The 19,888-nt window shown below is 50.7% G+C and carries 17 protein-coding genes; all 17 read right to left on the bottom strand.

The features are described 5' to 3' along the window. Positions 1–53: 53 nt before the first annotated feature. The 17 genes from VSQ83_RS09820 to VSQ83_RS09900 all read right to left on the bottom strand — a co-directional run bounded on the left by VSQ83_RS09820 (position 54) and on the right by VSQ83_RS09900 (position 19,783). Positions 54–422, bottom strand: a complete 369-nt coding sequence (locus VSQ83_RS09820) for a VanZ family protein (RefSeq protein WP_326426362.1) — start codon at positions 420–422, stop codon at positions 54–56. Then, positions 419–2,500: a YjbH domain-containing protein gene (locus tag VSQ83_RS09825; protein ID WP_326426364.1), complete on the bottom strand. Its 2,082-nt coding sequence runs from the start codon at positions 2,498–2,500 to the stop codon at positions 419–421. Before VSQ83_RS09825 ends, VSQ83_RS09820 begins: the two co-directional genes overlap by 4 nt. Beyond that, on the bottom strand, positions 2,497–3,264 hold the full coding sequence (locus VSQ83_RS09830; RefSeq protein ID WP_326426366.1) for a capsule biosynthesis GfcC family protein: 768 nt from the start codon (positions 3,262–3,264) through the stop codon (positions 2,497–2,499). The genes VSQ83_RS09825 and VSQ83_RS09830 overlap by 4 nt, the downstream gene beginning before the upstream one ends. Continuing rightward, entirely contained in the window at positions 3,261–3,920 is a 660-nt protein-coding gene (locus VSQ83_RS09835; RefSeq protein WP_326426369.1) for a YjbF family lipoprotein, read from the bottom strand. Before VSQ83_RS09835 ends, VSQ83_RS09830 begins: the two co-directional genes overlap by 4 nt. A gap of 13 nt (positions 3,921–3,933) precedes the next feature. Further along, positions 3,934–5,046: a polysaccharide biosynthesis/export family protein gene (locus tag VSQ83_RS09840; protein ID WP_326427694.1), complete on the bottom strand. Its 1,113-nt coding sequence runs from the start codon at positions 5,044–5,046 to the stop codon at positions 3,934–3,936. Positions 5,047–5,132: 86 nt separating this feature from the next. Continuing rightward, the gene (locus tag VSQ83_RS09845) at positions 5,133–5,456 is read right to left on the bottom strand and encodes a hypothetical protein (protein WP_326426371.1); all 324 of its coding nucleotides are present in this window, start codon (positions 5,454–5,456) and stop codon (positions 5,133–5,135) included. 279 nt (positions 5,457–5,735) lie between these two features. After that, on the bottom strand, positions 5,736–7,145 hold the full coding sequence (locus VSQ83_RS09850; RefSeq protein WP_326426373.1) for a mannose-1-phosphate guanylyltransferase/mannose-6-phosphate isomerase: 1,410 nt from the start codon (positions 7,143–7,145) through the stop codon (positions 5,736–5,738). 28 nt (positions 7,146–7,173) lie between these two features. After that, a complete protein-coding gene (locus VSQ83_RS09855) occupies positions 7,174–7,644 on the bottom strand; it encodes a GDP-mannose mannosyl hydrolase (protein ID WP_326426375.1) in 471 nt (156 codons plus the stop codon). Positions 7,645–7,647: 3 nt separating this feature from the next. After that, a complete protein-coding gene (locus VSQ83_RS09860; RefSeq protein WP_326426377.1) occupies positions 7,648–8,856 on the bottom strand; it encodes a glycosyltransferase WbuB in 1,209 nt (402 codons plus the stop codon). After that, entirely contained in the window at positions 8,856–9,833 is a 978-nt protein-coding gene (gene fcl, locus VSQ83_RS09865; RefSeq protein ID WP_326426379.1) for a GDP-L-fucose synthase, read from the bottom strand. The genes VSQ83_RS09860 and fcl overlap by 1 nt, the downstream gene beginning before the upstream one ends. A gap of 2 nt (positions 9,834–9,835) precedes the next feature. Continuing rightward, positions 9,836–10,954 carry a GDP-mannose 4,6-dehydratase gene (gene gmd, locus VSQ83_RS09870; RefSeq protein WP_326426381.1) on the bottom strand — a complete coding sequence of 373 codons (1,119 nt, stop codon included), beginning with the start codon at positions 10,952–10,954 and terminating at the stop codon, positions 9,836–9,838. A gap of 34 nt (positions 10,955–10,988) precedes the next feature. Continuing rightward, the gene (locus tag VSQ83_RS09875; RefSeq protein ID WP_326426383.1) at positions 10,989–12,245 is read right to left on the bottom strand and encodes a hypothetical protein; all 1,257 of its coding nucleotides are present in this window, start codon (positions 12,243–12,245) and stop codon (positions 10,989–10,991) included. Then, the gene (locus tag VSQ83_RS09880) at positions 12,232–13,356 is read right to left on the bottom strand and encodes a hypothetical protein (RefSeq protein WP_326426385.1); all 1,125 of its coding nucleotides are present in this window, start codon (positions 13,354–13,356) and stop codon (positions 12,232–12,234) included. Before VSQ83_RS09880 ends, VSQ83_RS09875 begins: the two co-directional genes overlap by 14 nt. Continuing rightward, positions 13,349–14,536: a glycosyltransferase family 4 protein gene (locus tag VSQ83_RS09885; RefSeq protein WP_326426387.1), complete on the bottom strand. Its 1,188-nt coding sequence runs from the start codon at positions 14,534–14,536 to the stop codon at positions 13,349–13,351. The genes VSQ83_RS09880 and VSQ83_RS09885 overlap by 8 nt, the downstream gene beginning before the upstream one ends. A 795-nt stretch (positions 14,537–15,331) precedes the next feature. After that, complete coding sequence (locus VSQ83_RS09890; protein ID WP_326426389.1) at positions 15,332–16,660, bottom strand: UDP-glucose dehydrogenase family protein; 1,329 nt, start codon at positions 16,658–16,660, stop codon at positions 15,332–15,334. Between the two features lie 414 nt (positions 16,661–17,074). Next, complete coding sequence (locus VSQ83_RS09895; protein WP_326426391.1) at positions 17,075–19,303, bottom strand: polysaccharide biosynthesis tyrosine autokinase; 2,229 nt, start codon at positions 19,301–19,303, stop codon at positions 17,075–17,077. Positions 19,304–19,342: 39 nt separating this feature from the next. Beyond that, positions 19,343–19,783, bottom strand: a complete 441-nt coding sequence (locus VSQ83_RS09900; RefSeq protein WP_176464697.1) for a low molecular weight protein-tyrosine-phosphatase — start codon at positions 19,781–19,783, stop codon at positions 19,343–19,345. Positions 19,784–19,888: the final 105 nt, after the last annotated feature.

Raw genomic sequence — 19,888 nt, forward strand, 5'->3', positions numbered from 1 at the left:
AAATGAAGGCTTTTAAACTGCTGGCTATCATGTCGCTGACCTGTTTTCAATGTTTACTTGCCTTTGCGGGTGCAATACCAAGTCAGTAATAGCCCTGCGGCCACCCCAAGCGAGTTGGAAAGCGCATCGTAGACAGATGCGTTACGCAAGGGCTCAAGTTCTTGATCGAGTTCGATCAGCACGCCGGCCAGCACACAACCGAAGGCGATCCAGCGCAGTTTCACGTTCACAAACACCAGGCTGCAACTCAATGTCAGGGCGAAAAAGCCGACAAAATGATGCAGTTTGTCTTCCTGGGTAAAATGCTGCGCAATAGGCAGGGAGCGTAACCCTGCGAACAGCAGGCCGGCGCACACTGCTATAAAAGGCAGTGCGCGCAGCCAGAAGGGCAGGTCAATCAGGCGTTGGATCAATCGACTCACTCGGTGATCTTCTCAAAGTTCTCATAAAACGCATCGCGGTTGCGGCCGTCGGTCATCGTATGCAGGGAGTACTGGCGATGAAGCATTGCGCCACCGTCTCGAGTCAGCGGTGCCCAGGCGATATTGGCCCGGCTCATGGTCGACACGCTCATCATCTCGTCGAACGGAATCGAGATATAAATGCCCTTGTCGAAACTACCTTCGCCGTATTCTTCGCTAGATGCCGTGGTGCGAGTTACCCAGCCGCCGAACTTCACGCCATTGGTAAATTCGCGGGAAATATCAATAGTGGTACCCCAGTCCCGGGCCAGATAACGACCTACGCTGACTGCGGCGTCCAGATCGAACGGCAGCTTGGTGTAAGAGGTGATATGGCCGGTTACTGTGCGGTAATCACGCAGGCCAAAGCCCTGGTCAAATTCCCGTTGACGTACATAGTTCAAATCGGCGCCTATTGACCAGCGTTCGCCCATTGGGCGATACAAGAGTTCGCCGCCAACACCGGCATACATCGACTCCAGATAACCGCCATAGACCATGCCATATAGATCCTGGTCCAGCCTTTTTGCCTTGTTAAGTTGCAAGGCGGGCATGGTGATATCGGAAGTGGTCGCATATTGCCTTAAATCAGTTCGTACTCGCGGTAGATTACTCGCTGAATCGTATTTGAACTTGTCGTAGTTGTTTAGCAGGTTGGCACTGATGCCACCACTGGCCCAGGTGCCAGGGGTAAAGCGGTATTGCCCTTCGGCATAGGCACTGATCTGGTACAGCAGGAAGCCATCGGGGCCCCCCATATTTTGCTGGTAGCCCAGGCCAAAACCATAGGTAAAGGGATCAGGCTTGTGCTGATACAGGGTTTTATCATAATGGGTCGTGGCACGGTTGACCTCGGTGGTGCGATGCAGATTGACCAGATCCTGTTCATTATTGACCACGTCGCGAAAGGTCGAGCGCGGAACGCTGATTTCTTCCACCGGCATGTCATAACGCTTGTTGACCATGGTGAACCACTGGATCTGATCATTGGCGGTATTGTCCAGAATACGGCTGGCCCGGCCTGCACCTTTGGCGGTGTAGAAGTATTTGGACTGCTCGCCATACACCATCAGTTCGGAATCGCGCTGGGCGATTCGCTCGACTTTATAGCCGGCATTTTTTTCCAGCTGTTGCGATACCGCAGCCCAGTCGACCTCTTCCAGAGGCGCGACAGGTGCCTGTGCTGGTAGTGGTTGCGCCGGCGGATCATAACTTTTGACCGGAGCCTTGCGGCTGACAAAGTTGGTATGCAGGGTAATACCGAACAGGGCTGTATTGCCGCGTTCCCAGCCTGCGGTCAAATCAATATTGTCGTTAAGCTTGTAGACCGCACCGATATTGATCGGTGAGTCCTGTATCTGGTTGTTATTTTGCGGCTCATGTTTGTAATCGTTGCCGTCAAATTCGATTTTTAGGCTCAATGGTGCCCAGGGTGTCTGATATACAACCCCGCCAAACAAGGCCGGTGAGCCTCGGAAGTAGGTATTGGTATTGACGTCTCCGACTGTCGTCTGTGTAGGTCGCGTGTCAAAACGGTCATCGAGATAACCCAAGGGGTTGTCCATATCCCCCCGGTTACCTATATAGCCCCAGGCAATGCCAAGACTGAAGTCCAGGTCTTTGTAACGTTTGTTGGCAACAAAGTACTCACTGGAAAACAGGCCGGTACCGCCGACATCTCGAAAGCCCAGTGCCACTTCGGGCAGCCAATGGCTCTCTTGCCAGAGGCGGGCTTTTAGATCTACTGCCTTATCCTTATAGCTCTGGTTGCCGCTTAAGGCTTCGGAGCCGTACATGCGGTTACTGATGGATGTATAGCGAAAGGTGCCTTCCAGCCAGTCAAGAGGTTGCAACGACAGGCTATAGCGTGAATAGGGTTCGGTGCGGTTGGCGTTAAGGCTCAATTCACCGGCAGGCGCCATACGCGCCGTCGGTGTTTGCAGCAGGCCGACACCACCAAAGTCATTCTGGGTATAGCGCGGCTCCGCATGGGCCAGGCTGTACGGTAACAAGGCGACAACAACAAAACGTAACTTCAAGGTGCAACCTCAGCCAGCAGTTGGGTGGCGAGGAACTGCGCCAACTGCTCGTTTAAATCAGGTGTAGGCAAATCGGCATTGTCGTTGCTCACGGGCACTAGTATCGTGCTGCCCGCAACGGCATATATGCCGTCCTCCCGGTTCCAGGCTGCAATGGCAACACGCTTGTAGGTGCCATCAGGGTGAATCAGCCACAAGAAATCCGACTCTGCCTCTTTTAACCGCGGGCAATTATCAAGGTAGTCGCGTACTTGCTGCAGTGGCTGGTAGGGCAGGGTGCAGTCGTGCTCCACAGCACCCAGTACGGTCACGCTATCGGAGCGCGCCGGGTAACTAACCTTGTCGCCATCACTGAGCAGATAGTTGTGGGCAAAGCCGACTTCCAGCGCGACCGGGTCAAGGTTAACCACTTTACGGCCAGTGACAGGCAATTGGCTGATGTCCTGGTGCAGACGTGCTGCCACAGCCGCGAGGCCATGGTTGTTATTGAGCAAGGCGCCGCGCTGCAGCATTTTCAGGTCAAACAGTACCCCTACCTTCAGCCGTGTTTGCTTCTCGACTTCCGGCTGATGCAGCCATGCGGCTGCCAGCCAGTAGCTTTCCGGATTGGGTTGGGCCTGGCTGATCACATCCAGCAAACGCATGCCGGGTTGATAGGCCACGCTGACGGGTTTGAGCACATCACCGCTGACGGACACGGCGGCCTGGCTGATCGCGGTATGGCTAAGCAGCACGCACAGGGCCAGTTTTTTCAAAGAGATCACTGTGCAGCCTCCCAGTCAGGGCGCAGATGCACAATGCGTAGCTCAAGCCCTGGCGTAACAGATTGCTCGCTTTGCAGGATCATCCCGTCTTCGGGTCGCACCCAAAAACGGTTGGTGCCGCTAAAGCCCAGAGCCGGAATCTCAAATTTTTCATCGATACGTTGCAGCACATAAGGCTTGTCGAGAATGGTCGCGGTTTCCAGGCCTTTGCGCACAAAGCGGCTATTCACCGCCAGGCCGATCTGTTGACTCTGATAGATATCGATCCAGCGCGTACTGCGCTCGCCATCCGCCACCAGATGCAGGCCGCGCTTGAATGGCGACTGTCCGTCGAAACGGGTGCCGTCCAGAGCGGGCTGCAGCCCGGTGGTACGAACCACCAGGCCGTTACGCATCAGCAATACTTGCTTGCCCGAGGCGACCCAGTACTGCAGGTCACCCTGCTGGCGTAGCCTGGCCATCACCCCTTCACTGGAAGGTGTGGTTACCAGGATTTGAGCATAAGGCACGGCCGCGACATCGGCTGCTGTCAATTGCAGCGGCTCCACGCCTTGCACGGCGGCTTTAAAGGTGTCGAGAGAACCCTGCATCAGCGGGCTACAGCCACACAGCAACAGGCACGCCACCAGGCATGAGCGGTTACGAAGAGTTTTCAAAACGGCTTAAACCTTATCGGCTGCTGGCTTCACTGAGGTTGTTGCCCGCAGCGGCACCGGTACCCAGAATGCTCGCCGATGGCAGCAACTGGCTGATCAGGCGGTTCCAGCGGGTAACCTGGGCAGGACCTACGTACACGATGTCCTGCGGCTTAAGCTCAAAATGGCTGGCAATCGCAAAGGCAGTAGGCGACTCGGCATCCAGTTGAAACACTTTGGCCGGTTCGGTTTCGAGATTCTCGGCACCACGAATCACATACAGTGCATTGCCATTGGAGGTGGCTTGATTTAAGCCGCCTACCGAGCCGACCACATCAGCCAGATTCATATGTTTGGTCTTGAACTTAACCGCTTGCGGTGCAAGAACTTCACCCATTACATAAATCTTTTTGCGATCGTTGTACGGTAGGTACAACTGGTCACTATCCTTGAGAAAAACATTGTGTAGCTGTGCGCCCTGACCGTTGAGCGAATCTAGATCTAGCGTGTATTCACTGCCGTCACGGGTCAATGTAAGGCTGGACAGGTCAGCATTGAGCGGTTCAATACCAGCTGCGCCAATGGCTTCGACCACACTCATCGGAGAGGTGGTAATCGGTATCGGGCCCGCTTTGACCACTGCACCGGCAAGAATGGCTTTTTGGCTGGCAAAGCGCAGCACACTCAAATCGACCTGCGGGCTATCCACGTACTGCGCCAAACGCTGGGCAATGGTCGCGCGCAGTTCTTCGATGGTTTTACCAGCAGCATTAAGGTTGCCGATATAGGGGTAGAAAATAGTGCCATCGGGCCGCACCAGGCGTCCGTTGGCATCAATCTGTTGTTGCGGGCCTGAGGGCGCCGTCAACTCGGGATGGTCCCAAACAGTGATATACAGTACATCGTTGGCACCGATCCGGTAAGCCTGGGGCTTGAATGCCAGCAACTCTGCTGGCACCGAGCTTGAGACGTATGTCGCCGCGTTTTGCGCAATCAGCTTGGGGGTGATGGGGATCAGCTCTATCCGACTGCTTTCTGGGGAGCCTTCAGTTCCGATCTCACTGGTATCCAGGTACTGACCGGGCGCAAACATACAACCTTGCAGGGCGAACCCTGCAAGTACCGCGAGCGACAAACTACGAATCATCATTGAGGACACTTGTAAAGGAGATACATCAAAATCAAATGCCTGGAATGCTCCAGGTGGTTTAGTCCTTTCGACCTGGGAGGTACTTAGTTGGTACCGGTAGTACCCGTGGTGCCAGTAGTGCCTGTGGTACCAGTAGTGCCGCCGTTGCCACCGCCACCGCCACCGCCACCGCCCGAAGCAGCAGCTGCAACACCGGCAGCTGCGGCAACACCCAGGCCGACTGCGGTGGTGGTGCTTACGCCACCCAAAACACCAGTAGTAGTAGCGAGGGAGGTGCCCGAGGTAGTACCTGCAGCGCCCGCTTCAGCAGCAGGTGCCGAGGCAGTGGACGGAGCTGCAACAGGCTCGGCAGCAAATGCCGAAGCGCTCAAGGCCAAGGCTAGTGCAGAAACGATAAATTTGTTCATTTGAAAATCCTTTTGAAAAAGTCTGTATTGGCGATTGTGCGAGAGCGCCTATGTCCAAGGCTATGAACAGCGAACCCTGGCTATGCATATAGCCCCCGAAGGCGCTATAACTGTGGCACTCAAGTGGTTCTTTACAGGCATTTTAATGTGCAATAACGGCTCAAGAATACCTGTGCAGAGCGGTCTGCGTTGCTGACCTTTTATAACTCTCCCGTTAGATGCCTAAAGGCGCTGACGGGCAGAGCGGCAATTACCTGTTGCCCGTTCATCATACTGGATTCAGGTCCGACCGTACTTGTCTTCGAACCGGACGATATCGTCCTCACCCAGATAAGAGCCGGATTGAACTTCAATCAGCTCCAGGGGAATAACCCCAGGGTTTTCCAGCGCATGGATCTGGCCAATCGGGATATAGGTGGACTCGTTTTCGCAGACCAGATAGGTTTTATCGCCATTGGTCACCCTGGCTGTGCCGCTGACGACGATCCAGTGTTCGGCACGATGGTGATGCATCTGCACCGATAGCTTGGCGCCCGGTTTTACGGTAATGCGTTTGACCTGATAGCGATGGCCATTGTCGACGGAGTCATAAACTCCCCACGGACGATAGACCTCGCGATGGTTGATATGTTCAGTGCGCGAGCCGTTTTTCAATTGCTCGACGATCTTCTTAACATCCTGTACATGGTCCTTGTGAGCGACCAGTACCGCATCCTTGGTTTCAACAATCACAAGATCATCCAGGCCGACAGTGGCGACCAGACGGCTATCCGCATGCACATAGGTGTTGCGCGACTGTTGGTTAAGCACATCACCCTTGAAAACATTGCCCTGCTGGTCCTTGTCACAGACATCCCAAAGCGCAGTCCAGGAGCCGATATCGCTCCAGCCGGCATCCAGTGGCACCATTACCGCGTCTGCGGTTTTTTCCATCACGGCATAGTCCACGGAATCATCCGGGCAGGCGGCAAAAGCGGCTTCGTCAACACGGGTGAAGTGCATATCCTGCGAACCACCGGCCAATGCCGCACGGCATGCTGCCAGAATATCCGGACGATAAGTTTCCAGCTCTTCCAGATAACGACTGGCCCGGAACATAAACATGCCGCTGTTCCAGAAGTAACTGCCATTGGCCAGATACTCCTGGGCTGTTACCAGGTCCGGTTTTTCAACAAAGCGGCTGACCTTGAAACCACCAACACCCACATCGATACCTTGCTCGATATAGCCATAGCCGGTTTCAGCATGGGTCGGAAGGATGCCAAATGTCACCAGCTTGCCGTCTTGTGCAAGGGGCAGGGCTGTTTGAATGCAGGTCTGGAACGCCTCAACATCCTGGATCAGATGGTCGGCAGCGAGAACCAGCAGGATCGGGTCTTCGGCTTCGCTACAGGCCTGCAAGGCTGCCAGCGCAATGGCAGGCGCGGTATTGCGGCCAACCGGTTCCAGCAAAATACCGGCTTTTTCAAGCCCCAACAGGCGCAGTTGCTCGGCGGCGAGAAAACGGTGTTGTTCATTGCAGATCAGCCGCGGCAACGCGGCGCCCAGCCCGTCAAGGCGTTGGATGGTGGCTTGCAGCATGGAAAAGTCAGCATCGGCCAGTGGCAGAAACTGTTTGGGGTTGAGCTGTCGTGACAGTGGCCACAAACGGGAGCCTGAACCGCCCGCCATGATGATTGGAAATAGCATCTTAATATTCCTTTGTATGCTTTAAGAGTTATCGCAGCGCATCCAGATAGGCGCGAGTGTTGGCATGTACCTGCTCGCAACTCTGCATCTCGGCCTGAGGCCACCAGCGATAGGCATCATGCTGAGCCTGAGGGGGGTGCAACAAGTCGTCTTCAGCCATAACCAGCTGGTAAGCCAGTACTACATAGTGGGTGTCCGGGCCTTGCCCAGGTGGCGCAAACACGCTGTCAGCATAGAAGTGCTCATATACCCCCAACAAGCGGGCGTCACTGCGCGCACTGGCCTTGCCCAGCTCTTCCAGGGTCAGCCTGTTGAAGGCCGCATCCAGGGTTTCATTTTTAAGGATACGGCCGCCGGGGACAAACCAGTTGCCCTGGGCCGGCCGGTTAAGCCGTTGCCCCAACAGGCATTCGCCTTTGCTGTTCAGAACCACCAGATCGATGGAGATCAAGGGGGTTGAATCGACAACGCTGCGAAACAGTTCGTTGCTGAGCCACATGATTTATATCTCGCTGAGGAAGCGGTTCAGTATCTGGTCTTTATCCAGGAACTCGCAGGCATAGCCGGTAGCAATCATATTGGGTACCGGCATGGCCAAAACGCTCTCGATACCCTCGATCAAGGCCTCGACCGATTCCGGCTCAACCAGGGTGGCGATGCCCGGGTACTCCGAGCACAGCAACCCCAGGCTGGTATCAGGATCAGCGGTGATCAAGGCATTGCCGCCTACCGCCAGGATATTGGTGAGCTTGGACGGCAATACGGCATCCGCCGCCCCGCGCTTCTGGATCACCAGATGACAGTCGGCCGAAGCCAGCAGGGCAGGTAGATCGTCATAGGGCTGAAGCGGCGCAAACACAATATTGGGCAAGTTATGCTGCTGGCTCAGCTCCAGTAATCGGGCTTTGCCTGCGCCTTCCCCCACCACCAAAAACACCAGGTCGGTTCGTGCTGACAGGCGTTGTGCCGCTTCGACCACACATTCAAGGCCTTGCTTCTCGCCAATATTGCCGGAGTAAAGCAGTACGCGCTTGTCGGGGTCGACGCCAAGCCTGCGCAGCAGTTCGGCATCACGGGGCACATTGCGGAAGCGGGCGGTTTCGGACCAGTTGGGAAAGAACCGCAACTGCTCTTTGGCAACGCCTTTTTCTGCCGCCCGCTGCAACATACCGCTGGAGATGGTCGATACCCGATCAAATGCCCGCAGCACCGCGCGCTCAACAGCAAACGCCCAGCGCTTGAGGCGCTCGCCCTTGGCGATGGACAGCCCGAACAGGGCATCCACTTCGTAATCCTGAATATGCAGCACCGAAGTAGCGCCCGTCAGTTTGGCCAGCGCCAGTGCCTGGGGTGCACAAAACATTGTTGGCACCACCAGGATCACCAGTTCAGGCTTCCAGCGTAACTGGGCCAGCATGGCAAAGGTCGACGACAGCGAAAAACTGGCCAGATGCAGCAAGCGTTTAATGGCTGTGGGCTTGGCCGGAACATGCAGCGGGCAACGAATGACTGTGACGCCAGCCTCCTGGCGTTGGTTAAAACGCCAGGAGCTGAAGCCTTGCCAGACCTTCCAGTCAGGGTAATAAGGCGGGGCCGTAACTACCCGCACCTCATGGCCCTGAGCGGCCAGCCAGACAGCCATCTCACCGCTGTATTTGCCGATACCGGTCAGCTCCGGGCTGTAGTTGATACCGTAGAGCAGGATCTTCATCAGTGTGTCCGCGCCTGTTGCACGTTAGTCACATACCAGTCATAGGCATCTTTGAGTCCGTCTTCCAGACTGATGCTGGCCTGCCAGCCCAGGGACCTGAGGCGGGACACATCCATCAACTTGCGTGGAGCACCATCCGGCTTGCTGGTATCGAAGGTCAGCTTGCCAGTAAAACCGGTGACCTCGGCGATGGTTTTGGCCAGTTGGCCAATAGTGCAGTCAACCCCGGTACCCACGTTGATATGGGACAACATCGGCTGGGTATTGGCCTGATAGGTGGCATCGTCCAGCTCCATCACATGGATACTGGCCGCTGCCATATCGTCCACATGCAAGAACTCGCGCATCGGTGTGCCAGTACCCCAGATCACCAGTTCTTCGTCACCGCGCTGAACCGCTTCATGGAAGCGGCGCAGCAGGGCAGGGATCACATGGCTGTTCTGCGGGTGATAGTTATCATGGGGGCCATACAGATTGGTCGGCATTACGCTGCGGTAATCACGGCCATGCTGCCGGTTATAGCTTTCACACAACTTGATGCCCGCGATCTTTGCAATCGCATAGGGCTCATTGGTAGGCTCCAGCGTACCGGTGAGCAGGACCTCTTCGCGCATCGGCTGCGCGGCATGCTTGGGGTAAATGCATGACGAACCGAGGAACAACAGCTTGTGAACATCATTCAGGTGCGCAGCCTGAATGATATTGGCCTGGATCATCAGGTTTTCGTAGATAAAGTCAGCCGGATAGGTGTTATTCGCCTGGATACCGCCCACCTTGGCCGCCGCCAGATACACCTGATTGATCTTGTGCGCCTGGAAAAAGGCCGCCACGGCATGTTGATCCAGCAGATTCAAGGTATCGCGCCCGGCCGTCACAATACGGGTATAACCCAGTGCCTGCAGGCGGCGGACGATGGCCGAGCCGACCATCCCGCGATGGCCGGCGACAAAGATATTCTGGTTCAACTCGCGGGCCATACTCAGTTCTCCGTAGCTACCGGCAAGTCATGACCGTGCTCTTTAAGCAATGCGTGACGCTGAGCGACCTTGAGGTCTTCGCGAACCATTTCAGCGCACATTTCCTGGGCGGTGATTTCCGGTACCCAGCCCAACACTTGCTTGGCTTTGGTCGGGTCGCCGAGCAAGGTTTCAACTTCGGCAGGGCGGAAGTAGCGCGGGTCTACCTTGACGATAATATCTCCCACCTTGAGGGCCGGGGCCCTGTCGCCATCAATGCTGGCAACAATCGCATGCTCATTGACGCCTTCACCCACGAACTGCAGGCCAATGCCCAGTTCGGCAGCTGACCAGCGTACAAATTCACGCACCGAGTACTGCACGCCGGTAGCGATCACAAAGTCATCGGCCACATCTTGTTGCAGCATCATCCACTGCATGCGCACGTAGTCTTTGGCATGGCCCCAGTCACGCAGTGCATCCATATTGCCGAGGAACAGGCATTGCTCCAGGCCCTGGCTGATATTGGCCATTGCTCGGGTGATCTTGCGGGTTACAAAAGTCTCGCCACGGCGCGGCGACTCGTGGTTGAACAGGATGCCGTTGCAAGCGTACATACCGTAGGCTTCGCGGTAGTTAACGGTAATCCAGTAGGCGTACATTTTGGCAACGGCATAAGGCGAACGCGGGTAAAAAGGCGTTGTTTCCTTTTGCGGAGTTTCCTGCACCAGCCCGTAGAGTTCGGAAGTCGAGGCCTGATAGAAACGGGTTTTCTTTTCCAGACCCAGCAGGCGGATGGCTTCCAGAATACGCAGCGTACCCATGGCATCCACATCTGCCGTGTATTCCGGTGACTCGAAGCTTACGGCTACATGGGATTGTGCGCCCAGGTTGTAAACCTCGTCCGGTTGTACTTCCTGGATAATACGGGTCAGGTTGGAAGAGTCTGTCAGGTCGCCATAATGAAGAACAAAGTTGCGATTATTGACATGGGGGTCTTGATAAATATGGTCTACACGCTGGGTATTGAAAGAGGAGGCGCGACGTTTGATACCGTGTACTTCATAACCTTTTTCCAGCAGCAGCTCTGCGAGGTAGGAACCGTCTTGGCCGGTGATACCAGTGATGAGGGCTTTTTTCATGATTGAACCTAGATAAGTTATATTGGATAGATATTTAGTGGGTTGTGGTATGAGGCTGACGGTCTGGAGATTGTGTTTTTGGATTGGATTTCTTATAGGCAGCGAAAATGATGAACATGAAAAACCAGTACTTGACTGTTTCATATCCGCCGAGCATATTTGCGTAAATTGTGATGCAAGGTACTATGGTAATTAGATAGTGCTTGTCTATTGTCTTTAATAGACTAAAAAATAAGAATATGTAGATTGCAGCGCCAAGCGCTCCGAAATACATTAGTAGCGTGAACACGCTGTTTGTCCCCATTGCGGATTGCGCTGAAACGTAAAGGGTGGTGATTGCTTCTATGGTTTCCTTACCTGTAAGGCCAACCCCAAATAGGGGGTAATTGCTTAACACATCTAATGATGTGTGTATAGGAACCAAGAAACGAATTGTTTGAGAGTTGAGCTCGAGTGAGTTGAGGTCGCCAGTAAGAAGTGGGCGACCCAAAGCTTCAAGAAGTGAGGGTAAGAACCATGCAGTAACGGCGAGTGCAAGTATTAATAGTAATCCGCCAATACTTCCCAGCTTGTATAGCTTTTTTTCTATTTTATATATATATATAATAACGCACGCGGTGGAGTAGATTATTGGACTACGATACAAATATGCCATTGCTACGCAGCTTAGCATTAAAAGCAAAAAAGTCTTCCGGGTCGGGTTAGTCTTAATTGCCACTACAGACATCGTGAAGAATACTATTGCTGCGTAAGATGGCTCGGCGGTGAAGACCTTAGGTCTTTCAAACCCAGCTAAACTCAAGTCGCGATCAGAAGATGTATATAGATAGTTAACTAGATCTGTAGAAAATACGTAATTCCTAAAGCTGTCCGAAAGTTCTTTTGTTACTCCAACTGCTTCGGTTATGCTGAATAATACTATGAAGGCTAAACAGTATTGCGATGCTTTGTTTAGTGTTGATGGGTTGCGGGCTAGGTATGAGTACGAGATGTAGGATATATAAATAGCTGTTGCTGTTTGAAGTAATCCTTTTGATCTTTCTGAAATGTTTGTGAATTCACCAAAAAAAATCGTCGAGATTGTCAGGAAAGCCAGTAGTAGCATTAGTTTTTTAAATTCTGGTCTTTTTATTGCGTTGCGTGTTTCAGTAAGCACTAAAGGGATAGAAAATACTAAAACCAAAAATGAGGGTACAACTAGGCCTGATAATAGAATTGGAAAATCTACATATGCAGCACAAAATGTAGCGTAGAAAAAAAATAGCTGTATGCTTCGGTTACTTTTGCTCATTTAAAAAATTACCAACCAGTTTGCTCCAAGAGAAAATTTCGCTGCTGGCAGTGTAAGCAGAGTCGCTGATTTGTCTTAGTTGGTTAGGTGAGTCAATATATTCGTTGAGTGAAGAAATTAGTTCTTCTGCACTGTCGTTCTCAATAAAACTTATGCCTTTCTCTAATCCAACACCTTCGCAGCTACCACGCAAAGCAAAAATTGGTGTTCTAGTAAATATATAGTCCAGAGACTTAAGTTTAAAGCCTCCGCCGACAGGCTCAAATATAATGCCGCACTTTGCTTCTTTCAAATAAGGAAATACGCTATCTACATTTGGGTGGACTTGACAAAATTCATATCGATTTTTCAAAGTGTTGAAAAAGTCATCATCCATCAAGCCGACTATCAGTAATTTGAAGTTGACTTTCTTGGTGGTGGATTGTATCGCATCGCAAAATTCGAGTAGATTTAATCTTTTGGCGAAAAATTTAAAACTTCCTACCCATATAACCGTATTTTCTAGAGAGTCGAATTCTTTGTTTTGGAGGCTCGGGCCACTATAGCCAGGTTTGAGTAGTGATACTTTTTTTGAAAGTTTGGACAGGAGTTCTGCATCTGTTTCGGAAATTGCCGAGCAAGATTTCGTATGCTGTATTAAACGTTTTTCCCAGAATAATGTTTTCAAATAGTCTGCATATAGTGCTATTTTTTTGAGTTTGTTCTTTTCGAGTTTGTGGCCGTTGGCTCTGCTCAAATGCTCAATGTTGTGGCTTATGTATACTGTGCGACTTGCGGCATTTCCTTGTATTGACTTTATGAGCCACAATAGTCTGAAGTGATCTAGGAAAATATGCTTGTAGTCGTTTTCTAAGCAGGCGTTTATGACTGCTTTTTTTAGTTGTGAATTTCGATGGGCGCTAATTCCGAATGGGTAAATACTAAATAAGCTGGAGAATGCAGAACCTTTTGAAGAAGTATGTAGTATGTTTTTTTTATCATTGCGAGCGAAACATATTACATGGACGTTGAAAATTTTCTCTAGCTCGCGAATTATATTAATACTATAAATTTTGTCTCCTGCGTCTTCGCGAAAATCCTCAAGGTATGTAATGAAAAGAACTTTATTCATTTATTGTTTCCTCAAAAGCGCTTAAATACTTGTTGGTCATTACTTCATTTGAATATGTAAGCGACTCTTGGATGCAGTTTTCGCTGAGCTGCTTGTAGTCTGCTGAGTATAACTTATCAAGTGCTGCTCGAAATGCTTCGCTACAATTAATGTCGGTGTAGTATCCGGTTATGCTGTCTTTTACTAGTTCGGACAAGCCTCCGACTTTATTCACTAAAACAGGTACGCCATATGAATATGCCTCAGGAACAACTCTCCCCATAGGTTCGTTCCATAGGGACGGAACAATTAAAAAATCAATGCAGCTGAAAAAATCAGATGCATTCATAAAGCCTTTGTAATCTACAAAGTCAATACTTCTCATTCGGTTGATTATCTTTTGCTCGCCATCGCCGGCTACTATGAGTTTGAAGCTGAAGGTTGTGTGTGTTTCTTGAAGTCGGGTAAGTAACAAGCTTAAGCCTTTATCATCCTCAATGCGCCCGATATACCCAAACCGAATAGGGCTGCCAATAGATGTGCGAGGTGTTGTGTTTGAGTGCTCAATAAAGGCGCTGTTGTAAATTACTTTGCATTGAGAATTTCTAAAGAAACCATCTTGTATGTGCGTATTTAAAATATAGTTACTGACACCTACTACGCAGTGTACATTGCGGCTGATAATTTTTTTGGGATATGAGTAAATTTTGCATGGGCTGCATGTTGTTAAGCAGTTAATGTTCCTGTTTCTCATTGTGCATTTCGAACACTGTAAGTAGTAATCTCGTAAAGTATGAACAACTCTGCAGTTTTGCTCTTTAGCTACTTTCCAGGCGACTACGGAAATCCCTTTTAAATTGTTGGTGTGAACTATGTCTGGCTTGACATCTTTAAATATTTTGCGCAGCGGATTTAAGTATTTTAAGTTATAGATGTCTGAAATCTTTTGCGTGATTTTATGGTGAAGTGGAATGTTTTCGCTTGAGTGAAAGGGCCAATATATATTCAGATTTTCGATGTAGTAGCAAGTTATTCCAGGTTCCGTAATCTTTTTTTCAATCCCAATAGCTTCCTCCGCAACACTAACAACAAAGACTTCGTGGCCTAGTTTTTTTAGCCCTACAGCCAGATTTAAAACGGACTTTTCTGCTCCGCCTATTTGGGTGGGAAAAAAAACCGAGTTAAATATTAATATCTTCAAAGCTGTCTCGCTGTATATTGTTGTTGAAGAGGGTTGTGTAATTGGTTTTCTTGCTGATAATTCAGTCTAGGTGTACGGTTCCGAAATAAGATGCTGTGGATTGATTTTGAAACGGTGTGGGTTTAAGTCCCGGTGTTTGATGTTGTACTCGTAACATACACGATATACCCCCCCCCCAAAAAAAAAAGCGGTTTGTGGTACCGCTTCGATATCTTGACTGTTCGATAAATACTGCACCGTTGTCAGTCAGGACGGTATGTGTCTGTTATGGGAACGCTTCGATAGCCTGATGTAAAAACATTGTCCCGTTGTGTTTTGTTGCCGTATTGAATAACGCATAGATGAACTTGGTCACCCGGTCGATGTATGGTCAGTGTTGTGTAGATAGAGCGCTGCTTAGGCTGAGCGTTATTACAGCTATTGATGCTGAGCCAATAAAGGCAATATTAAGACTGCTATTGAAGATCTGAATGATATATCGTAATACGATATTTTCGCTGATGCATAAAATGTATAGAAGTCTTCCATTGGGAATACCATGGCCAATGAGTAGTTCAGGACGTTCGATAGACGGTGGATTTCGAGAGTTACAACGGATTTACCCGTAGGGCCAAATTCCCCTAAGCCGCAGATACGGGTAATGGCAGGTGAAAAGACCCTTGAAGTGCTTGCGCACTTACATTCCTTTTGCTAATTCGGTTGTATTATGGGTGTATTTGTTTTGTGTCGGTTTTGTGATGTTGTGCAATGCAGGCTTAGGCCTTACTAGATTTTTGACTTGGTCGAATTGGGACTTTAAAAGTTTCGACCTATTGAGTGGTAAGAGATTCCTTTTTTGCTTATTCGCTTAGGGTCAAATAGATTTCGTCCATCAAATATTATTGCCAATTTTACTTGCTGTTTGATGAAATCAAAGTCAGGCGCTTTGAATTCTTGCCATTCTGTAACAATTATTAGTGAGTCAGCACCTATAAGTGCTGACTCCTTTGTTTCGCACAGAGTTAAGTCTTCACGATTACCATAAATGCGCTGAGCCTCTTTCATGGCCTCGGGGTCAAAGGCTTGAACTTTAGCGCCAGCTTTCCATAAAGCCTCCATCAAAACGCGACTAGGGGCTTCGCGCATATCGTCAGTATTTGGTTTAAAGCTAAGCCCCCATAAAGCGAAAGTTTTGCCGCTCAGGTCGCCATTAAAATGCTTCGAGATTTTTTTGAATAGCACAGATTTCTGTAATTCATTACGACTTTCCACGGCTTTAAGCACTTTTGCATCAAAATCAATGCTGTCTGCAGTACGGATTAGTGCCTGTACATCTTTCGGGAAGCAAGAGCCGCCGTAGCCGACACCTGCATACAAAAACTGGTAGCCGATACGTGGATCGGAGCCAATACCCTGGCGAACCATTTCAATATCGGCACCAAGCATTTCTGCCAGATTGGCCATTTCGTTCATAAAGCTGATTTTAGTGGCCAGCATGCAGTTGGCAGCGTATTTGGTCAGCTCGGCGCTGCGTACGTCCATCACTATGATTTTTTCATGATTACGGTTGAAGGGGGCATATAGCTCGCGCATGACATCTTCTGCAGTTTTGCTATTGGTACCGATAACGATACGGTCCGGGCGCATGCAGTCAGCTACAGCGGAGCCTTCCTTGAGAAACTCAGGATTGGATACCACGTCGAAGCCCAGCTCTTCACGCTTCCGCGCCGCGAGCACTTGAGCAATTTTGGCGCTAACCTTGTCGGCTGTGCCCACAGGTACTGTGGATTTGTCGATAATGATTTGATGGCCTTCCATATACTGGGCAATGGTTTCGGCAACAGCCAGTACATATTTTAGGTCAGCGGAGCCATCTTCGTCCGGGGGCGTGCCTACGGCGATAAACTGCACTTCGCCATGCTTTACGCCTGCTGCGGCGTCTGTGGTGAAATTCAGGCGGCCAGCGGCATGATTTTCTTTTACCAGTGCTTCCAGGCCAGGTTCGTAGATGGGGATATGACCCTGCTTCAGGCGTTCGACTTTGTTGGCATCGATATCAATACAGACTACGTCGTGGCCGACCTCGGCGAGGACGGCGCCTTGCACCAGGCCAACGTAACCGATGCCAAAAACTGTGACTTTCATGTCGATTCCCTTTGAGCGTATAGCAGGTAGAAAAAGATAAGAGGTTTGATATTTTGCTCACTGTTTAAGTAAGCATAGGTATTTACATATTAAAACTAATTTATGTTTTTTGTCGGCTTAATATGTTTTCAAATAAGCTCGGATAGAAAACAGCAATCTTTCATAGTGTTCTCGTAGTTTCAGAGGGCGCGTAGTATTTGAGATGTATATACCTATGCTCAGTATGCAGTGGATACTGATTTTGTAGTCTTTACTCTGCTGCGTTATGGCTCAGGCACGCTACCGCCCCAGGATTGTTCGCCAGTCCCTGAGGGCGGTGTATTGCGCAGTAATCTATTATGACTTTGAGCTTGAGACATTAAAAGAGCGTCCTAACAGTAGCCAGGCGCTCTTAGATGCAACAAAAAACTGTAATTAAGCGTTGTCAGACTTGTATTCGTAGTTGTAATAACCATAGGCGCCATAGCCATATTTGGCTGAAGCACGTTTTTCAACGCCGTTGAAGATTGCGCCTTTAAGGTCGATGCCATTTTGGGCGAAACGGCGCATGGTCAACTCTACTTCGCGGGCCGGGTTCAGTTCAAAACGTGTCACAATCAAGTTGGTACCGGACTGGCGGCCGACAATGGCGGCATCAGTCACCGCGAGGAATGGCGGGGTATCGAGAATTACCTGGTCGTAGTTGGCACTTACTTGATCAAGGAACTCGGTAAAGTTTTTATGCATCAGCAACTCGGACGGATTTGGCGGAATCTGACCTCGGCCAATCACATCAAGATTTTCGACTTCTGTTCTATGAATGGCGGTATTCAAGTCACAGCGCTTAGCCAATAGATCGGACAAACCATTTTCAACCGGAATGCCAAACATTTTATGGATATAACCTTTGCGCATATCCACGTCCACTAATAGTACGCGCTGTCCGGATTGAGCAATTACAGCTGCCAGGTTGGCAGAGACAAAAGATTTGCCAACCTTCGGGCTTGGCCCGGAAATCATCAGGCGGTTATTGTCCGCCTCCAGCATGGCAAAATGCAGGCTGGTACGCAGGCTGCGTAACCCTTCAATTGCTAGGTCGGTAGGGTGGCTGCTTGCCAGCAATGGTGTTACACGAGTGCCGCGACCGCCGGTGTTCTTTTCATCTTCAACTTTTTGCAGCGAGCTGAAGGGGATCGAGGCATAGACCGGTAGGCCAAGTTTTTCGATATCATCGGGATTTTTTACGCCGCGGTTTAGTGCCTTGCGAAACAGCACGTAACCGATGGCCAGGAAGGCGCCGAGCAATGTGGCGATCATTACGATCAGGGGCTTTTTGGGTTTGACTGGAGTGCGCAGGTCTACATCGGCGGTATCGATTAGGCGTACGTTGCCCACGGCACCGGCGCGCATTACATCAAGTTCCTGGGACTTGTTCAGCAACTGGGTGTAAATCTCAGTGCTGACCTTTAGGTCGCGGGTCAGGCTCAGCAGTTCTTGCTGGGTGGTAGGCAAGCCTTCGACTTGCTTGGCCAGACGGTTTTGTTTGGCGGTCAATTCGGCCAGTTGGCCCATCAGTGCGCGGTAAGCTGGATGCTGTGGGGTGAACTTGCGATCCATTTCGGCTTGTTGCAGTTTCAAGGTTGAGATACTGGTATCCAATGCCACGATCTGGTCGAGAATGGCCTTGGCTTCAAGGCTGATATCGATCGACTTGCTACGGATCTGGAAGGCATTCAGTGCGTTTTCGGCTTTTTCCAGGTCCTTGCGAACTTGTGGCAGTTGGTCTTTCAGAAAGCCCAGGCTTTGCGCGGCTTCGGCCGAAGTGCGTTCAATATTCTGCTGTACATAAAGGCGGGCGATTTCATTCAGTGTCTGGATGGCGATTGCAGGATCTGTATCTTCCAGCGCCATGCCAATCATTCCGGACTCTTTCCCTCGTTCGGCGATATCCAGCGCTTTCTGATAAGCCATGATGGTAGTCAGGCGTGGCTGACGGACAACACTGAATTTTGTTCCAGGGTTGGCTTGCAGGGTTTCTACCAGCAGCTTGGCGCCATTTTCATTAATGGTCGTGCCAACTTGGCCTTTGGCCAGTACGTTGTCGTCTTCATCCAGCAGGGTAAAGCTGCCAGCATCCCCGCTGATAAGCGTGAGTTGTTTGCCCAGCAACTCCTTCGGTAATTCCAGCTCAGCAATCTTCAGCTTTTCGCCGCCCCACCCGTAACTGCTCATACCGAACAGCGGGCTGGCTATGGCATTTTCCGCATCGGGCTTAAAGCGTCGCGCCATAAACTCGCCGATCAGCGGAAAGCGGTTGGGTTCTACCTCAATATCCAGCTTCAGATTATCAACTGCAGCACCAATATTTCTGCGGGACTTGATCAGCTCGATTTCTGTAGCGGATGGCGACTCTTTACCCAGCATACTTCCGACATCAGAAAAGCCCAGCATATCGTTTTTCTTGGCTTCCACCTGAATCAACGCATTAGCCTGGTACACCGGTGTAGCCAGCAGGGCATAAGCAACCCCCGCAGCCATAAACACGCCCGTGACGCCTGTAATCAGCCATTTATGATCGATGAGCGTGCCCAACAACCCCATCAGGTCGATTTCGTCGTTATCGTCATCTTGTTCATGGGGCTTTGTCACGGGTGCTTGCTGCATAAGTCGGTTTCTTATCTTCACGGTAATTCGAGGGATGACTCAGCGTTTGATCCGCTGGGCCCATGCATTTACGGCGGCGTCAATCAGTGCGTACGCGTGCACAAAGGCAGGCTTGCCCTGGCGGTACGGGTCGTTGATTTCGCGGTTGTCTTGCCATTTGCCCAGCAGGAATACTTTGCCCCGTGCCTCTGGAGCGAGGCTTAGGACACCATTAATATGATGTTGTTCCATGACCAAAATAAGATCGGCTTCATTTATCTTGGCGGCAGTCAGCTGGGTAGAAATGTGTTCAGGCACGGCGTGGCCATGTTCTTCTAGAACGGCCGCCGCTGTGGCTTCGATGGGCTTGCTTTTTACGGCGCTCAGGCCTGCGGAGCTCACGACGATGTCAGAGGGCGCAAGGGCGACCCGCAAGAGGTGTTCGGCGGTAGGGCTGCGGCAAATATTGCCAATGCAGACAATCAAGATTCGTTTAAACAAGGCAGCTTCCTTTGTGCCAAACATGCTCAGCCGGCGAGAGCACTTAACGAATCGTCACGACCATTACTCCCTGTCCAGGGAGTGGCTGTGCCTATCAATAAAGGC

Origin of the sequence: Pseudomonas sp. DSV-1 (assembly GCF_035830915.1) — a bacterium.
Classification (GTDB): domain Bacteria; phylum Pseudomonadota; class Gammaproteobacteria; order Pseudomonadales; family Pseudomonadaceae; genus Aquipseudomonas.

Bases quoted from the DNA above. Each gene is read 5' to 3' on its own strand.
- fcl (WP_326426379.1), bottom strand. From the start codon at position 9,833: ATGGCCCGCGAGTTGAACCAGAATATCTTTGTCGCCGGCCATCGCGGG.
- VSQ83_RS09845 (WP_326426371.1), bottom strand. From the start codon at position 5,456: ATGAACAAATTTATCGTTTCTGCACTAGCCTTGGCCTTGAGCGCTTCG.
- VSQ83_RS09840 (WP_326427694.1), bottom strand. From the start codon at position 5,046: ATGATTCGTAGTTTGTCGCTCGCGGTACTTGCAGGGTTCGCCCTGCAA.
- VSQ83_RS09880 (WP_326426385.1), bottom strand. From the start codon at position 13,356: ATGAATAAAGTTCTTTTCATTACATACCTTGAGGATTTTCGCGAAGAC.
- VSQ83_RS09890 (WP_326426389.1), bottom strand. From the start codon at position 16,660: ATGAAAGTCACAGTTTTTGGCATCGGTTACGTTGGCCTGGTGCAAGGC.
- VSQ83_RS09875 (WP_326426383.1), bottom strand. From the start codon at position 12,245: ATGAGCAAAAGTAACCGAAGCATACAGCTATTTTTTTTCTACGCTACA.
- VSQ83_RS09860 (WP_326426377.1), bottom strand. From the start codon at position 8,856: ATGAAGATCCTGCTCTACGGTATCAACTACAGCCCGGAGCTGACCGGT.
- gmd (WP_326426381.1), bottom strand. From the start codon at position 10,954: ATGAAAAAAGCCCTCATCACTGGTATCACCGGCCAAGACGGTTCCTAC.
- VSQ83_RS09850 (WP_326426373.1), bottom strand. From the start codon at position 7,145: ATGCTATTTCCAATCATCATGGCGGGCGGTTCAGGCTCCCGTTTGTGG.
- VSQ83_RS09895 (WP_326426391.1), bottom strand. From the start codon at position 19,303: ATGCAGCAAGCACCCGTGACAAAGCCCCATGAACAAGATGACGATAAC.
- VSQ83_RS09855 (WP_326426375.1), bottom strand. From the start codon at position 7,644: ATGTGGCTCAGCAACGAACTGTTTCGCAGCGTTGTCGATTCAACCCCC.